Origin of the sequence: Arthrobacter sp. ISL-95, from assembly GCF_018613695.1 — a bacterium.
GTDB lineage: Bacteria > Actinomycetota > Actinomycetes > Actinomycetales > Micrococcaceae > Arthrobacter.
Genome location: NZ_JAGGPR010000005.1, coordinates 15,995 through 32,066, shown reverse-complemented (window position 1 = coordinate 32,066; position 16,072 = coordinate 15,995). Strand labels below are relative to the sequence as shown.

Genomic DNA, 16,072 nt, shown 5'->3' with positions numbered 1-16,072 from the left:
CATCAGTGACCGGTACTGCCAAGTAACTTTAGTTCTTCCTTGGTTCTGGATAGTTTTCACTATGTGGATAGTTTTACTGTTCAGAGCAGGATCAGACAGCATCACAAGGGGGAAGCATTCGATGGCTGGCAGGTTTGAAATTCTTAAGGACAACGCCGACGGTTACAGGTTCCGCCTCACTGCGGCCGACGGAACCGTGGTGGCTGAGTCACCCACGTTCAAGCACCTCGAGGGCGTCGTGGCGGGCATCAACGCCGTACGGGAAAACGCCGCAACCGGTCTGATCGTGGACCGGTCAACCACGGCCCGCAAGGCTGCCTAAACAAGCTGCCTAAAGGTCGATTTCCCGCAGCTTTTCCTTGTCCCAGGGAACGGTCCAGCCGAGTTCATCGAAGAGACCGCTGAGGACCATCCCCGTGAAGCCCCACACCAGCACGCCATTTACGGTGAAGCCCGGGCTGGTGTACGTGCGGCCGAACCGCGAGATAGTGGCAGTGACCCGGTTGACCGGGTCCAGAAGGTCGCGTACGGGCACCCTGAAGACCTGCGCTGACTCGGCATAGTCCACCACCCGAACAGGCGACGGTGCATCCCACCACGCCAGCACCGGTGTCACCCTGAAGTTGCTCCGGATGAGTCCAAGTTCCGGGATGACTCCGAGAACCCGGACACCGCTAGCGTCCAAGCCGGTTTCTTCCACAGCTTCGCGGAGCGCCGCGCCGATCACGGATTCATCCTCCGGGTCCACGCTGCCACCCGGGAATGCCACCTGGCCCGGATGGTCATCGAGGGTGTGTGCACGTTCCAGCAAAAGGACGTCAAGATCGGCCGGCGCGATAGGCCGACCCGACTCGGCAGGGACGTTGTCCAGCACACCAAAGAGCATCAGGACTGCCGCGGCCCGGTTAGTTTCGGGGGTGACGGGAAGCTTCTCCCAGAGGGCCGAGTGCTGTTGCTGGCCGTCTTCGAAGCGGGCGACCAGCGCTGACAGTTCCTCAAGCGCGGTCACCCGGGCCTCCTTTGCGATTCCATGCGTATTTCCGCTGCCCTGTGCGTCTCGGCCAGGAGTTTTTCCAGCAAAGCTTCGTTGCCCGGCGCGAGTTCATACTTCAGCAGCTTGGCGGCCTTGACGGGATCCGTTTCGCCCTCGCCGTAGCTCGGGCAGAGGCTCGCTACCGGACAAGCACCGCAGGCCGGCTTCCTGGAATGACAGACCCTGCGTCCGTGGAACACCACTCGATGCGAGAGCATGGTCCAGTCCCGCGGTTCAAACAATTCTGCGACGTCGAACTCGATCTTCACAGGATCATCCGAGGCCGTCCATCCAAAGCGGCGGGCCAGCCTGCCGAAGTGAGTGTCCACCGTGATTCCGGGCACCCCGAAGGCATTACCCAAAACGACGTTCGCGGTTTTCCGCCCGACGCCCGGGAGCGTCACCAGATCTTCCAGATGTCCCGGGACCACGCCGTCGTACTCGTCCACCAGCCGCGTGCTAAGCGCCAAAACGTTCCGCGCTTTGGCCCGGAAAAAGCCCGTGGGCTGAAGTATTGTCTCCAGCTCAACGGGATCGGCCTCAGCCATGGCGCGGGCATCCGGGTAGCGGGCAAACAGGATCTTGGTGACCTGGTTGACCAGCACATCAGTGGTTTGGGCCGAGAGGACCGTGGCCACCACCAGCTCAAACGGGTTCTTGAAATCCAACTCCGCATGCGCGTAGGGATACTTCTCCGCAAGAACCCTGTTGATCTTGCGTGCCCGGCGTTTGAGCGCGAGCAGCGAACCAGCTTCAGCGATGGCCACGGTATCCCTGCTTAGCCGCGTTCGATGTTGCTGAGCTCCCGGAGAACCCCAACCTTGCCGTCGGTGTCCTGGACCAGGAACTCATGGCCTCGGTCCTCCAGCGCCAGAACCCATCCACCGGGCTCGATGGTGAAGGCCGGGGTGCCCGTATGTTCGTCGTACGCGGTCCGCGGCTGGCCGACGGCGAACCAGAAAGCCTCATACTGAGGCGAATCGGATTCTTCGGGACGGCTGGCCGGGTCCACGGTAGCGCCAATCGAGTCGCTTACCCTGCGAGTGTCACCGGAGACGATGGGCGTGGCCATGGTGGCAGCCCACGGCTGTTGGGCCGCTGGTTGGGACGCCTGCTGAGCGGCGTGCTCGGTTGTAGCAGGCTGAGCCGCCTGCTGCGTGGTGGAGGGCTCGGCGGGTGCGCCTGCGGCCGAACCCTGCGCATCCTTAGGGCCCGATGCTCCAGCAGGCTCTGCCTTCTCAGGCGATGACGTAACGGGAGAAGCGCCGGCTCCGGACGGCGTAGGCGCATCCGCTGAGCCGAACGTTGCAGCCCCGGCGGGTTCAGCGACGGCGCGGCCGCCAGTTACGGGGCCAGTAGCAGCAGTTCCACCGGTCGCGGGTCCACTACTTGCGTGGCCGCTACCATCCCCGGGTTTGGCGTCAGCTGTATGCACGACGGCGGAGGCTTCGGTTGCCGGCGAAGGCGTGGTTCCGTAGCTGGCCGGCGGAGCGAAGGGGCTGGCGCCCGCGGCGGCACCAGCAACGCCCGCACCTGCGATACCAGTGGAAGCTGCTGCAGCCGCTGTACCGGGAACATGCGAAGCCGGAATGTGCGAAGCGGGAGCCTGGTAGCCGGGCGCCGATCCTTGGAGCCCGGGGGTTGATCCCCGGTATCCGGAGGTCGGCCCGGTGGCTTCGGAAGGCTTCGGCGTCTTGGGGGCCTTCGGCGCTTTGGGAGCAGCCGGCTTGCGGCTGGGCACAGCTGCCTCGCGGGCAACAACGTGTGCCGGCGTTTCAGCGCGGCCCTTGAAATCGGCGGAAAGCCACGGAAGATGCGGGGCCAGGACCGTCGCGGCCAACAGGCCTACAGAACCAACCAGACCCAGCAGTACGCCGCCGTTGAACGAGTTGGCAAGAGTTAGGAAGAACAGGGGGAGCGCAAACGAGGCAACCACGGACGCGAACTGGTCAACGGACAGCGAGCCGACGCGGACGATTGTTCCCGGCTGCAACCTGCGGGCTACGAAGAGAGCAACCACAACCAGCGGAAGGATGATGCCCAGCAGCAGGAAGAACAAGTTACCCAGGTTCCAGAGGTTATAGCGCTCCCCGAACATGGGCAGCAGCGAAGCGACGAACATCAAGAGCGTGGAGCCGAAGACAGTTAGGTCCCGGATGGTGAAGGGCCCGGCAACGGCGTCATACTTGCCAGCGTTATTCTGAGCTGCGTCGTTCTTAACTGCAGAGTCCTTCTTGAGAGGAGCTCCGGACGTACCCGTCGCAGGGTTCCCGGCAGCGTTGCCACCTGCGGCGGTGGCCGTTCCAGCCGCGGTGTCCGGTCCGATCGGGTGTGAGTCGTGCGGGCCTGGGCTCAGCTGGTTCATCTATTTCTCCTTCGTACGGCGGCGCCTTGGACAGTCCGGCCCGGCGACCTCCGCGGGGATTCCGCGCAGAACCGGACACGCCAGAAGTGCGTCCCAAGACTTCTTCAGCCTATGCCACCCCCCTGACAGGGTTCTAGCTGAAAACGGCCATACAGCTTCGCCCACAGCAAACTCCAAGGTTCCTTACAGAATGCGGCCTGCAATTGCTGCGCCAGCAGCGGAACCCCACGTCCGCCGTCGTGCGTCATGTAAACGGTTCCCCACGGCCAAAGCCGCCATTCGTCGCTAAATCCGCGCCGCTCACGGCCGCGTTTGTGACCACGCACACGTAGCACCTCGCTAAGCGATAGTGTTGATGGCGGACAGCACTCTGCGAACCCTTGAGGGACGCGCTCGACGCCGACGACGGCCCGGGCGGGGATCTCACGTCAGGGTCCGCGCAGCAAAGATCGATGAATGATGAGGTTCACCATGTCCCAGGACACCACCGGATCCACGACTACCGCTGCAGCGTCAACTGCTCAGAACGGTCCCGCCGCACACGTCGAGGCGCTTGAAAACCTCCTCCATGAGAACCGTAAGTTCGCGCCCTCGGCAGAGTTCGCCGCGAACGCCGTGACCAGCGCGGATGCCTATAAAGAGGCTGAGGCGGATCGTCCCGCGTTTTGGGCCAAGCAGGCCCGCGAGCTGTTGACGTGGGACAAGGACTTCACCGAGGCCTTGGACTGGTCCAACCCGCCGTTCGCCAAGTGGTTCGTCGGCGGTGAAGTCAACGCCGCGTTCAACGCGTTGGACCGCCACGTAGAAAACGGCCTGGGCGACCGCGTTGCCATCTATTTCGAAGGCGAACCGGGAGACACCCGCACCTACACGTATGCGGAGCTGACCGAAGAGGTGAAGAAGGCCGCCAACGCCTTCGAGTCCCTCGGAGTTGCCAAGGGTGACCGAGTGGCCGTGTACCTGCCCATGATTCCCGAAGCCGTGATCACGCTGCTTGCCTGCGCCCGGATCGGCGCCGTGCACTCAGTGGTCTTCGGCGGGTTCTCCGCTGATGCACTGCGTTCCCGGATCGAGGATGCCGAAGCCAAGTTGGTGGTCACCGCCGACGGCACCTACCGTCGAGGCAAGCCCAGCGCCCTCAAGCCGGCAGTGGACGAAGCCTTGTCCAAAGAGGGGCATACCGTTCAGAACGTTGTGGTGGTCAAGCGCAATGGCGAGGACGTCAACTGGGTGGAGGGCCGCGACCTTTGGTGGTCCGACACCGTCGATGAAGCCTCAACCGAGCACACCGCCGTCGGGCATGACTCCGAACACCCGCTGTTCATCCTCTACACCTCAGGCACCACCGGCAAGCCCAAGGGCATCCTGCACACCACCGGCGGCTACCTCACCCAGGGCGCGTACACGCACAAGGCCGTGTTCGACCTCCACCCGGAAACGGACGTGTACTGGTGCACCGCCGACGTCGGATGGGTCACCGGCCACTCCTACGTCACCTATGCTCCGCTCATCAACGGCGCCACCCAGGTCATGTATGAAGGCACCCCGGACTCCCCGCACCAGGGCCGCTGGTGGGAAATCGTGGAGAAGTACAAGGTCTCCATCCTGTACACCGCCCCCACTGCCATCCGGACGTTCATGAAGTGGGGCCGGGACATCCCGGACAAGTACGATCTCTCCTCCATCCGCGTCCTGGGCTCGGTGGGCGAATCCATCAACCCGGAAGCCTGGATGTGGTACCGCGACGTCATCGGCGCCAACGCGGGAAAGAATGGCGAGAAGAAGGAACACCCGGCACCGATCGTGGACACCTGGTGGCAGACCGAAACCGGTGCACAGATGATCGCCCCGTTGCCGGGCGTGACCGCCACCAAGCCAGGCTCGGCACAGGTTCCGCTCCCCGGCATCGCCGTGGACGTCGTGGACGAAGCCGGCCAGTCCGTGGCCAACGGCGAAGGCGGTTACCTGGTGGTCCGCGAACCGTGGCCCTCCATGTTGCGCGGTATCTGGGGCGATCCGGAGCGGTTCAAGGACACCTACTGGTCGCGCTTCGAGGCCATGTACTTCGCCGGCGACGGCGCCAAGAAGGACGAAGACGGCGACGTCTGGCTCCTGGGCCGCGTGGACGACGTCATGAACGTTTCCGGCCACCGCCTCTCCACCACGGAAATTGAATCCGCCCTCGTCAGCCACCCGTCCGTCGCTGAAGCGGCCGTGGTTGGTGCCGCAGACGACACCACCGGACAGTCCGTGGTCGCGTTCGTTATCCTCCGCGGTGACGCCGTGAACAAGGGCGACGAAACCGTACTGGAACTGCGGAACCACGTGGGCAAGGAAATCGGTCCGATCGCCAAGCCCAAGCAGCTGCTGATCGTTCCGGAACTGCCCAAGACACGCTCGGGCAAGATCGTGCGCCGCCTCCTCAAGGACATCGCAGAAGGCCGCGACACCGGCGACGCCACCACACTGGCTGACCCCGGCATCATGCAACAGATCGCGGACTCCCTCCGTAAGTAAATACTTCACGACGGCGCCGCTCACCTCCCGAGGCGAGCGGCGCCGTCGTGCGTTAGGAGCTGTGCGTTAAGCACTTGCGTGACGCAGCGGTGCCGCCGCCGCGCTTGGCCTGCCGTGCTTGGCCTGCCGTGCTGCCGGTGCCCTGCGCCCTAGACTGGAGCCAGACTCAGCCCCATGTTTGACGAGGTTCCCAGAAAGGCCCTGATGCTTCAGGCAGCACGCCACTCCGCCATCATCGACGCCGTCCAGCGCGAACGCGTGGTGCGGGTCTCGGACCTCGCTCAACTGCTGGGGGTCTCCCCCATGACCGTTCGCCGCGACATCGAAGCGCTCGAGGAAGCCGGCCGTGTTGAGCGCATTCACGGCGGTGCCAAACTTCCCGGCGATGCAAGCACCCACGAGCCCGGCTTCGAACTCAAATCCACGCAACTGCCCGCGGAGAAGCACGCCATCGCTGTGGAAGCCGCAGCCTTGGTCCAGGAAGGCATGGCCATTGGCCTCGGCGCCGGCACCACCACCTGGGCTTTGGCCAAGGAACTCGTCAACGGGCCACGCATCACCGTGGTCACCAACTCGGTACGGATCGCAGATCTCTTCCACCACGGCTCCTCCTCCGGACCAGCACGGTTCGGGTCCACGGTGATCCTGATCGGCGGTGAGCGGACACCGTCGGACGCTTTGGTGGGCCCCATAGCTACGTCCTCGCTGAAGCAACTCCACTTGGACGTCCTGTTCCTGGGGGTCCATGGCATGGATGCCCACGCCGGGTTCACCACCCCCAACCTGCTGGAAGCCGAAACCAACCGCGCTTTCATGACGTCCGCCCGGAGCACAGTGATCCTGGCCGATCACAGCAAGTGGGGCGTGGTGGGCATCGCCTCGATCGCCCGGCTGGAGGAAGCTGACGAGCTCATCACGGACTCGCTTCTTGGTGAGGACGCCCGGCGCGTGCTGGCCGAGAACGTGGCCAAGCTGCGGATTGCCGAAGCCTGACCCAAGTAAGTCGCAGTTGAGCGCGTGTTGAGGGTTCTAAACGCGCTGTGCTGCTACTTAGTTGGGTCTCATACCCCGGGTGGAGTCCGGCCCGCAGAGTTCAGCCGCGGGACTGATGCCGCGGCAGGGGACGTTTGGGGATGCTGGATATATGAACGCCATCCTCCACGCCCAGCAGCTCACCAAGCACTACCCCGGCAGCATCGCCTTGGACCATGTCGACTTCACAGCGAATGCCGGCCAGTCCATTGCGATCATCGGCCCATCAGGCTCCGGTAAGACCACCCTTTTGCACTGCCTCGCCGGAATTTTGAGGCCCGACGCCGGTGCCATCACCTTGAACACTCCGTCTTCGCCTTTGCGGCTGGACACCTTGGGAGATGCTGCATTGTCCCGGTTGCGGCGCGAGGAGTTCGGTTTTGTCTTCCAGCAGGGCATGTTGCTTCCAGAGCTCACTGCCTTGGAAAACGTGGCGCTGGCCCTCATGCTAAATGGCACGGACCGCACCATTTCAGAGAACAGGGCCGCCGAATGGTTGGCGGCCTTAGGTTTGGCAGGAATGGAACAACGCCGCTTGGGCGAACTCTCGGGCGGACAGGTGCAGCGCGTTGCCATTGCCCGCGCCCAGGTTACCGGCGCCCGGGTGGTGTTCGCCGACGAGCCCACCGGAGCCTTGGATTCGGCCACCTCCAACGAAGTCCTGGACGTACTACTCCACTCAGTGGCCGCGAACGGGCGGACGCTTCTGGTGGTCACTCACGATCCCAACGTCGCTGCCCGCTGCGAACGCGTTGTGGAGTTGCGCGATGGCCGGATCGTGGCAGACACCGGAAACTCCATGTCGGCTTCCAACCTTCCAGCGCAAGCCGGCCAGGCACCGTCCAGCCAGGCAGCCCCGGGCACGCAGGCAGCTTCCAACTTCAAGGGTGCCTACAATGTCTAGCCTCTCCATGGCCCTGCGCCTCACACCGTATCTGGCCCGAAGCAACGGGAGCAGCTTCCGGGAAGCCGGTCTTCGCGACGCCGGGCTCCCCATCCTCGCCTTCGGGACGGTCACGGCCCTGCTGCTCACCGTTGCCGGTGGTTCACAGGTTTTCTGGTCCTGGTCCGACGACATCGCTGGCACCTACCAGGCCTTGGCCGTGGTCGCCATGGTGCTGCTGATCATCCCTTTGTTGACGCTCGGCGCCTCGGCCGCCCGACTCGCCGCCCGCCGTCGTGATGACCGTTTGGCTTCCTTGCGGTTGCTGGGCGCCAACAGCGCCACGGTGGTCTGGATGACCGTCATAGAGTCAACCGTCCTCGCGGCCGTGGGAGCAGTGGCCGGCGCGGGGCTCTACGCCTGCGTGGCGCCGTTCCTGGGGTTGATCCAGTTCCGGGGACAAGCAATTGGAAGCCATGCGTGGCTGTCGGTGCCTTCCATTCTCGGCTGTGTCCTGGCCGTCTGTGTCCTTGCCGCAGCCAGTGCCGCGCTGGGGCTTCGGAAAGTTGTGGTGACGCCGCTGGGCGTCCGGACCCGGCAAACGGCCGACGGCGCGCACTGGGTTCGCGGACTCGTCGCAGCTGTGGTGGTGGTTGTTGGAGTGGTGGCGATGGGGATGCTCAGCAGCTTCGGCGCGTTCATTGTGATCATCGCGGTGATGGGCGGTTGCTTCGGGCTTGCACTGCTGGCGTTGAACCTCATGGGACCGTGGATCCTGCGGCTGCGGGCGTCCTCGCAACTCAAGCACGCCAAGAAGCCTGAGCAACTGCTGGCCGCGCGGACCGTGCTGGAGAGCCCCAAAGAATCGTGGCGGCAAGTTGGGGGCGTCGCGATGACCAGTTTTGTTGGGGTGTTCGTGGGTGTCGGCATGGCGGTGGCCGACACCATGGGCACCAGCGGCGATGCCGAAGCTACGCTGCTGGTCAGGGACATCAACACCGGGGTGATGATCACTCTGCTGGGCTCGTTCCTCATGGTTGCCTGTTCCGCAGGCGTGAACCAGGCTGCTGCCGTGCTGGACAGGGCTTCCACCCTGGTGGCACTGGACCGCGTAGGAATGCCGCAAAAACTCATGGTGGCAGCGAGGGTCAAAGCCGTGATGTCGCCCCTGTTCCTGGTGGCGGGCATTTCAGCTGCCGCGGCTGCCGCCTTGGTCCTGCCGCTCACGGGTGCCGTGCTGCTAACCCAGCCCGTGGTGTTCCTGACCATCGGCGGGGTGTTCGCCGCTGGCTTCCTGCTGGTCCGGCTGGCTGTTGCCGCGGGAACGGCGCAGATCAGCCAGGTGCTGGCCCGCCCCGAGCGCTACGCGAACATGGATTCGTAACCTGCCAGTCGCCCCGTCTGAATCCGACGCCCACTCACATCCCTCGGGCTTCCGGCCGTCCCTCTCTCACATCCCTCGGGCTTCCGGCCGTCCCTCTCTCACATCCCTCGGGCTTCCGGCCGTCCCTCTCTCACATCCCTCGGGCTTCAATGAAAGAAGCCGCCCCGGCGAACACCGGGGCGGCTTTTTCGAAGCTGTTTAGCGTGAGCGCTGGCGAAGGCGCTGCATGTCCAGAATCACCACGGCGCGGGCTTCCAGGCGGAGCCATCCACGCTGGACGAACTCGGCCAGTGCCTTGTTGACGGTCTCGCGGGAAGCGCCCACCAGCTGGGCCAGTTCTTCCTGCGTGAGCTCGTGGGCTACCAGGACGCCGTCGGTGGCGGGGCGGCCGAAGCGGTCAGCGAGATCCAGGAGGGCCTTGGCTACACGGCCAGGGACGTCGGAGAAGACGAGGTCGGAGAGGGAGTCGTTGGTCCGGCGAAGACGGCGGGCCAGAGCCTGCAGCAGCTGCGCGGAAACCTCAGGACGCGTGCGGAGCAGGGCGTTGAGGCTCTCGTTCTTGAGGCCGGCCAGACGGGTTTCCGAAACGGCGGTGGCCGTGGCGGTACGCGGGCTGGGGTCAAACAACGCCATTTCGCCGAAGAGCTCACCCGGGCCGAGGATGGCCAGAAGCGACTCGCGGCCGTCGGGGGACGTGCGGCCAAGCTTTACCTTGCCGGAAACGATGAAGTAGAGCTGGTCACCCTGGTCGCCTTCGCGGAACACCGAAGCCCCGCGTGAAAGGTCCACCTCGGTGAGTTCGTCCGTCAGCAAGCGGAATGCGTCGTCGTCAAGGGTGGCGAAGAGGGGTGCGCGGCGCAATACCTCGATGTCCATGAAATCTCCTGAATATAAGTTTCGGTCGTGGCGCTCAGGCCATTGTTTCAGAATTTTTAAGCTTCTGTGACGTACTTGGCACGTGAAACGCTGAAATGGCGCGGTTTTCGGGGCATCCTGCCCACTCTGAAGCCTTTCACAGCGGTATTAACGGCTCCTTTCCGTGACCGGACTAACGGTTTGCTGTCAGGGTGGACATCTAGAATTGGCGCTACCCGGCTATGAGGAGCATTGGTGTTTGGCTTGACGATATTGGATTTGGCATTGATTTTGATGCTCCTGTCCTACCTGATCTATGGCCTCCGCAATGGCTTCATGGTCACACTTGGTGGAATCGCGGGATTCATCGTCGGCGCCATTGCGGCGTTCATGGCAGTCCCGCTCGTCAGCGGCTGGGTGACCGACAGCGGTTGGAGGCTCACCGCCACGGTGGGTGCCGCCGTCGTTCTTATCGCCTTGGGGCACGGCCTTGGAACCATGATCGGGCGAAAAGTCCGCCACGCTGTGCGAATCAAGCCGTTGCACGCCGTGGATCGTTTGATCGGCGGCGTGGTGAGCGTGGTGGTGGCGGCGCTGGTGATGTCCATGCTGGCGTTCAGCATCAGTTCCCTGGGCGTGCCGTTCGTGTCTCAGCAGCTCGCGGAGTCGCGCGTCATTCGCTACATCGACAACCTGACTCCCACGCCCGTCAAGAGCACCATGGCCCAGCTGCGGTCCACGGTGATCGGCGACGGCATCCCCAAACTCATTGAGGGCATCGGACCAGTCACACCGGTGCCTGTTCCCAACGAGTCAACCGACACTCCTGCCCTGAATCAGGCCGCCGAGTCCGTCCTAAAGATCGCCGGCACCGCGTTCGAATGCGGGCAGAACCAAACCGGCTCAGGATTTGTTGTCTCGCCCGGGCGCGTCGTCACCAATGCGCACGTTGTGGCAGGCGTGTCGCAACCGGTGGTGGAAGTTCCCGACGGCGGCGCGTTGCCGGGTCGGGTGGTCTACTTCGACTCCCAGCGGGACATCGCCGTCCTAGCCGTGGATGGGCTGCAGTCCAGTCCGCTTCCCCTCAGCGCCGACCTTCCGGCCGGTAGCCCGGCCGCGTTCGCCGGGTACCCGCACGGCGGTCCGTTCCAGTCCAAGCCAGCCTCTGTTCAAGGTATTTCGACCATTCTGGTTCCGGATATTTACGGCAACAATCCTTCGCCAGAGCAGGTCTACAGGCTGGCGGGCGATGTCCAGCCGGGCAACTCCGGGGGCCCGTTGCTGACCATGCAGGGACAGGTGGCCGGGCTGATCTTTGCCAAAACCACGACTGATGCTGCCCTGGGCTTCGCCCTCACCATGGAGGACCTGGAACCGGTGGCTGCGCAGGCTCCCGGCCTCAGCAGCCCCGTTTCGGCCGGTCAGTGCACCCGTAAGTAAGGCGTCTTCCGCATCGTGGGTGTTTTCCGGCGCCCCCTGCTCACGGAGCGAGCACAATTCCCGCACGCTCAGACACCGCTATAGATTGGGAGCCATGACTGAAGCCACTTCCGCCACCGAAACCGGCCGCGGCACCATCCTTGTGATCAACGGCCCCAACCTGAACCTTTTGGGCACCCGCGAACCTGAGAAGTACGGCACGTCCACCCTGGCTGATGTGGAGCAGCTGGCCATGAGCGCAGCGGTCGCCCACGGTTTCACCGTTGACTGCGTTCAGTCCAACCATGAGGGCGACCTCCTGGATGCCATCCACGCAGCACGAGGCACCGCCGTCGGAATTGTGATCAACGCCGGCGCTTATACGCATACGTCCGTGGCACTTCGTGACGCCCTGGCGGCTGTGCAGCTGCCCGCCGTCGAGGTTCACATCACCAACGTGCACCAGCGGGAAGAGTTCCGCCACCACTCATACCTGTCGGGCGTGTGCAACGCGATCATCGTGGGCGCGGGTGTGCTCGGATACAAACTGGCCATCGATTACTTGGCGGACTCGGTCTGACGTTTCCACGGGTGAGCGAGCGTCCGGCTCAAACCCGAGGGATGTGAGAGAGGGACCGGACCTAGCGTTCGCGCTGGGGCTCTCCGGCTACGGTACGGGCGGCTTCGACCTCGAGCATGAGGATTCCGCCCTCGTCCACCAGTTTCGCTTGGTACACGTGAGCTTTGCGCTTGTAGCTCAGGTACGCGATGCAGCCGTTGGCGTTGGCCATCTTTTCGAGCATGATTTCCGAGCCCGGCACCAGGAGCTGGCCGAGCTTGAGGCCCACGGTGTTTTCCTGGCCCACTTCGTCACCGAGTGCTGGGGTGTCCCGCATGGTGATGGCTTGGGCGGCACACACCCAGCGGCCCCACACACCCTTGCTGCCCAGGATGCTGGGCTGCTGGTTCACAGGGACGGTGGCTGCGAAGTACCGCGTGTTGAAACGCGCATGGGCAAAGTCCGGGCTGAGCCAGTTCACCAAGGGTTTCAGGAGGTCCGTGCGGAGGGACAGTCCGCGCTTGGAAAGCATCTCCGTGAAGGACTTCTCCTGGGCGGCCACGGCTTCGCGGGCGCGCATCCAGTCAATGGTGGAGTTCGATTCAACGGTGGAGGAAGGGTCGGGGCCTGCGAGCAGGACTCCCGTTTCTTCGAAGAGTTCACGGATGGCGCCCACCACGTGACGGCGGGCGAGCCCGACGTCGTCCGTTCCCATTTGCTCAGCCCAATGCTGAGGTGAGGGGCCCAACCAACCTACGGGGTCGTCGTCGGACGGGTCCAGAGATCCGCCCGGGAACGCGACGACGCCCAACGGCGAGGAACCTGGCCTGTATCCAAGCCAGGTTTCCAAGCCGGTGGGCGAATCGCGCAACAACACAACGGAGGAAGCGTAGCGGGCGGCCCTGGGGGTCCGTTCGCCAAGCTCAAGCCAGTTTCGTGCTGCCCCTTCGAGTTCCGGGGGCAGTACAAACAGACGGCGGGCAAGCTGCGGCAATTGGGTGAACCGGTTCCTTAGCTGAATTCAGCGATGAGCTCGACTTCAACGGGAGAGTCGAGCGGCAGGACAGAAACGCCGACAGCGGAGCGTGCGTGCTTGCCGGCGTCGCCGAAGACCTGTCCGAGAAGCTCCGATGCACCGTTGATCACGCCGGGCTGGCCGGTGAAGGTGGACTCGGAGGATACGAAGCCCACCACCTTGACGATGCGGGTAACGCGGTCAAGATCGCCGATAACGCTCTTGACCGCAGCGAGGGCGTTGATGGCACAGATGGCTGCGTAGCGCTTGGCGTCTTCCGGACCAACGGTGGGTTCGTCGGACGCGCCCAACTCGCCGAGGGAGACCTTGCCCGTAGCTTCGAGTTTGCCGTTAATAAACGGCAGCTGTCCGGAGGTGTAGACATAGTTGCCAGAGACGATGGCAGGTACGTAATCAGCCACCGGCGCGGCCACCTCCGGGAGGGTCAATCCGAGCTCTGCCAAACGCTGCTCAACAGCAGACGCGGGGGCTCCGGATTCCGCGGCAGACGTGGTTTCTGCGGGGGTTGTCATGATTACTGCTTCTCCCTCTTCAGGTATGCAACAAGGCCTTTGCCATCGGGTCCACCGACGACCTGGACGAGCTCCCAGCCGTCCTCGCCCCACTGGTCCAGGATCTGCTTCGTAGCGTGGATAATGAGCGGAATCGTGGCGTACTCCCATTTGGTCATGACAGAAAGCCTAGCCCTTGCCGGTAAAGTGGAAAACATGGTGACTCGCAAGAACCCACTATTCGACACTGCCACCACCCTCGGAAAGATTCTAGGCTTCCTTGGTGTGAGCACGATTTGTGGCGTCCTCGTGGCGGGCCTTTTGGTCCCCGCAGCCGCCGTTTCGGGCAGTGCCGCAAGTGGTTCAATTCAATTCTTTGACACTCTGCCGGCAGAACTTCAGGTGGATCCGCCCAGCCAGAACACCACCATCCTGGCGAAGGACGGTACGCCGATCGCCTCGATCTACGCGGAGAACCGGACCAAGGTTCCGCTGGATCAAATGAGCCCGTTCATCAAGGACGCTGTCATCGCTATCGAGGACAGCCGTTTTTATGAGCACGGCGGCATTGACACCACCGGCATCATGCGAGCACTGGTGAGCACCGCCCGCGGCAACAAACAGGGTGCGTCCACCATCACGCAGCAGTACGTGAACAACGTCATCAACGAATCCCTCGTCGCAGCTGACAGGGAAGAAGACGTCAAGCTCAACGGTGGCGGCAAGGGAGTTGGCGACAAGCTCCGGGAAATGAAACTTGCGATCGCCCTGGAGAAGAAGTTCTCCAAGGAGCAGATCCTTGAGGGCTACCTCAACATCGTCTTCTTCAACCGCGACGCCTACGGCATTGAGGCCGCTTCGAAGTTCTTCTTCAGCACCTCTGCCAAGAACCTGACTCTTCCGCAGGCTGCCCTCCTGGCAGGCTTGGTGAACAGCCCGTCGGCCTTCGATCCGATTGCGAACCCGGACAACGCGAAAGTGCGCCGCGACCTGGTGCTCGCCGCCATGGTCAACCAGGGCAAGATCACCCAGGCCCAATACGACGAAGCTGTTGCCACCCCGGTCACCACGCAGGTCACTCCGGCGCGCCAGGGTTGCGCTTACGCCACCATGGCCCCGTATTTCTGTGACTACGTGCTCCACCTGCTCTTCAATGATCCTGCCTACGGCGATACCCAGGAAGAGCGCATCAAGCGGGTCCAGCGCGGCGGCCTCACCATCCAGACCACGCTCGATCCGACGGCCCAGAACGTCGCGCAGCAGCAGGTGGACGCTACGGCAGGTGCCAACCCGGACAAATGGGGCGCCTCGATCGTCTCCGTGCAGCCGGGCACCGGCCAGATTGTGAGCATGGCCCAGAACACGGTCTGGCTGCCTCAAGAAGGCAAGTTCGATCAGACGCAGAACTTCAATGTGGACGTCCTCGATTCTGAAGGAAACGACCTCAACGGCATCGGTGGATTCCAGCCTGGCTCTACGATGAAGCCCTTCACGTTCGCCCAGTGGCTGAACGAGGGTAAGTCGATGAACCAAAACGTCAACGCGGCCGTTCGCAGATACCCACAGAATTTCCCCTGGAGAAACACCTGTCCCACGCCGACAAATGGTTGGTATGACGCGAGCAATGGGACCATCGACCTTCAAAACTCCGATGAGGGTTACTACCGGAACATGACGGTGCTCTACGGCCTCAAGAACTCGATCAACACCGCCACTTTCGCTTCTGCCGCACAGGTGGATCTCTGCGGAATTCAGGGAATAGTAGATGCCACAGGCATCCACGGTGGTCTCCCCGCCCGGGATGACACCGGCAAGATCACCGACCCGAATCCCAAAGTGCCCATGACAACTTTGGCCAATCTGATTGGGTCCACGCAGACGGCCCCGCTGACCATGGCAGCCTCGTTTGCAACATTCGCGGCTGATGGCAAGTACTGCGAGCCCATTGCCATCACATCGGTGAAAGACCAGTCCGGTGCCCAGCTTCCGGCTCAGTCCTCCAGCTGTAAAGATGCGGTGAAACCTGAAGTGGCCCGCGGCGTTGCTTACGCCATGGGGAAGGTGCTCGACGAAGGTTCGGGTTCCTTGATCCGCCCGGCTCTGAATTCAAAGAATTTCCCGGTGGCTGCCAAGACCGGTACTAACGACTCCAACGGCTCCACCTGGGTTGTCGGTTACACCTCCGGTTTGGCAACGGCCTCCTGGTTCGGCGATCCCTTGGCTGATCAGTCGCGCTATGGACGCAACCTGACAGTGAATGGCAAGTTCTACCCGAGCATTGATGGTTACATGATCGCCGGCCCTCAGTTCACCAACTACATGCTGGCGGTGGCACCTGCGTACGGTACGAATCCGTTCCAGCAGCCGCCGTCGAACCTGCTCGGTACAGCTCCGGCCCCGCAGCGAAACAACACTCCGTCGAACACGCCGTCCACTGCGCCCAACCCGGCACCTTCCTCAGGGAACGGTAACAACGGCAACGGCAATAAGAACTGATC

General features: G+C 63.2%; 15 protein-coding genes. 8 read left to right on the top strand and 7 right to left on the bottom strand.

Annotated elements, in window-relative coordinates:
- Nucleotides 1–121: 121 nt before the first annotated feature.
- Nucleotides 122–322: a DUF1508 domain-containing protein gene (locus J7I86_RS06320; protein WP_214817645.1), complete on the top strand. Its 201-nt coding sequence runs from the start codon at nt 122–124 to the stop codon at nt 320–322.
- A 9-nt stretch (nt 323–331) separates the two neighbouring features.
- Here J7I86_RS06320 and J7I86_RS06315 read toward each other — a convergent pair whose 3' ends face one another.
- From J7I86_RS06315 to J7I86_RS06305, 3 genes are read right to left on the bottom strand one after another with little or no spacing between them, the layout of a single operon-like run.
- Nucleotides 332–1,009, bottom strand: a complete 678-nt coding sequence (locus tag J7I86_RS06315) for a CoA pyrophosphatase (RefSeq protein WP_214817643.1) — start codon at nt 1,007–1,009, stop codon at nt 332–334.
- Nucleotides 1,006–1,800 carry an endonuclease III gene (gene nth, locus J7I86_RS06310; RefSeq protein WP_214817629.1) on the bottom strand — a complete coding sequence of 265 codons (795 nt, stop codon included), beginning with the start codon at nt 1,798–1,800 and terminating at the stop codon, nt 1,006–1,008. The genes J7I86_RS06315 and nth overlap by 4 nt, the downstream gene beginning before the upstream one ends.
- A gap of 11 nt (nt 1,801–1,811) precedes the next feature.
- Complete coding sequence (locus J7I86_RS06305; RefSeq protein ID WP_214817626.1) at nt 1,812–3,398, bottom strand: hypothetical protein; 1,587 nt, start codon at nt 3,396–3,398, stop codon at nt 1,812–1,814.
- Nucleotides 3,399–3,869: 471 nt separating this feature from the next.
- On the opposite strand from J7I86_RS06305, the gene acs reads away from it, so the two are divergent.
- The 4 genes from acs (at nt 3,870) to J7I86_RS06285 (ending at nt 9,214) form a co-directional block, all read left to right on the top strand.
- Nucleotides 3,870–5,915, top strand: a complete 2,046-nt coding sequence (gene acs / locus J7I86_RS06300; protein ID WP_214819564.1) for an acetate--CoA ligase — start codon at nt 3,870–3,872, stop codon at nt 5,913–5,915.
- 204 nt (nt 5,916–6,119) lie between these two features.
- Nucleotides 6,120–6,908, top strand: a complete 789-nt coding sequence (locus J7I86_RS06295; RefSeq protein ID WP_141281483.1) for a DeoR/GlpR family DNA-binding transcription regulator — start codon at nt 6,120–6,122, stop codon at nt 6,906–6,908.
- 151 nt (nt 6,909–7,059) lie between these two features.
- A complete protein-coding gene (locus J7I86_RS06290) occupies nt 7,060–7,851 on the top strand; it encodes an ABC transporter ATP-binding protein (RefSeq protein ID WP_214817623.1) in 792 nt (263 codons plus the stop codon).
- On the top strand, nt 7,844–9,214 hold the full coding sequence (locus tag J7I86_RS06285) for an FtsX-like permease family protein (protein WP_286179434.1): 1,371 nt from the start codon (nt 7,844–7,846) through the stop codon (nt 9,212–9,214). Before J7I86_RS06290 ends, J7I86_RS06285 begins: the two co-directional genes overlap by 8 nt.
- 198 nt (nt 9,215–9,412) lie before the next feature.
- Here J7I86_RS06285 and J7I86_RS06280 read toward each other — a convergent pair whose 3' ends face one another.
- Nucleotides 9,413–10,090, bottom strand: coding sequence for a Crp/Fnr family transcriptional regulator (locus J7I86_RS06280; RefSeq protein WP_011775987.1), 678 nt, complete (start codon nt 10,088–10,090; stop codon nt 9,413–9,415).
- 234 nt (nt 10,091–10,324) lie between these two features.
- On the opposite strand from J7I86_RS06280, the gene J7I86_RS06275 reads away from it, so the two are divergent.
- A complete protein-coding gene (locus J7I86_RS06275) occupies nt 10,325–11,509 on the top strand; it encodes a MarP family serine protease (protein WP_214817620.1) in 1,185 nt (394 codons plus the stop codon).
- A 94-nt stretch (nt 11,510–11,603) separates the two neighbouring features.
- Nucleotides 11,604–12,068: a type II 3-dehydroquinate dehydratase gene (gene aroQ / locus J7I86_RS06270; RefSeq protein ID WP_214817606.1), complete on the top strand. Its 465-nt coding sequence runs from the start codon at nt 11,604–11,606 to the stop codon at nt 12,066–12,068.
- 61 nt (nt 12,069–12,129) lie between these two features.
- Here the strand turns inward: aroQ and J7I86_RS06265 are convergent, their stop codons facing one another.
- The 3 genes from J7I86_RS06265 to J7I86_RS06255 are packed head-to-tail and all read right to left on the bottom strand — an operon-like array spanning nt 12,130 to nt 13,753.
- Nucleotides 12,130–13,041 carry an NUDIX hydrolase gene (locus J7I86_RS06265; RefSeq protein WP_214817604.1) on the bottom strand — a complete coding sequence of 304 codons (912 nt, stop codon included), beginning with the start codon at nt 13,039–13,041 and terminating at the stop codon, nt 12,130–12,132.
- Nucleotides 13,042–13,058: 17 nt separating this feature from the next.
- A complete protein-coding gene (locus J7I86_RS06260) occupies nt 13,059–13,595 on the bottom strand; it encodes a RidA family protein (protein ID WP_214817600.1) in 537 nt (178 codons plus the stop codon).
- A gap of 2 nt (nt 13,596–13,597) precedes the next feature.
- Nucleotides 13,598–13,753 carry a DUF4177 domain-containing protein gene (locus tag J7I86_RS06255; RefSeq protein WP_011775990.1) on the bottom strand — a complete coding sequence of 52 codons (156 nt, stop codon included), beginning with the start codon at nt 13,751–13,753 and terminating at the stop codon, nt 13,598–13,600.
- Between J7I86_RS06255 and J7I86_RS06250 the strand changes: the two genes are divergently transcribed.
- Nucleotides 13,752–16,070, top strand: coding sequence for a transglycosylase domain-containing protein (locus J7I86_RS06250; protein ID WP_214817583.1), 2,319 nt, complete (start codon nt 13,752–13,754; stop codon nt 16,068–16,070). The genes J7I86_RS06255 and J7I86_RS06250 overlap by 2 nt on opposite strands.
- Nucleotides 16,071–16,072: the final 2 nt, after the last annotated feature.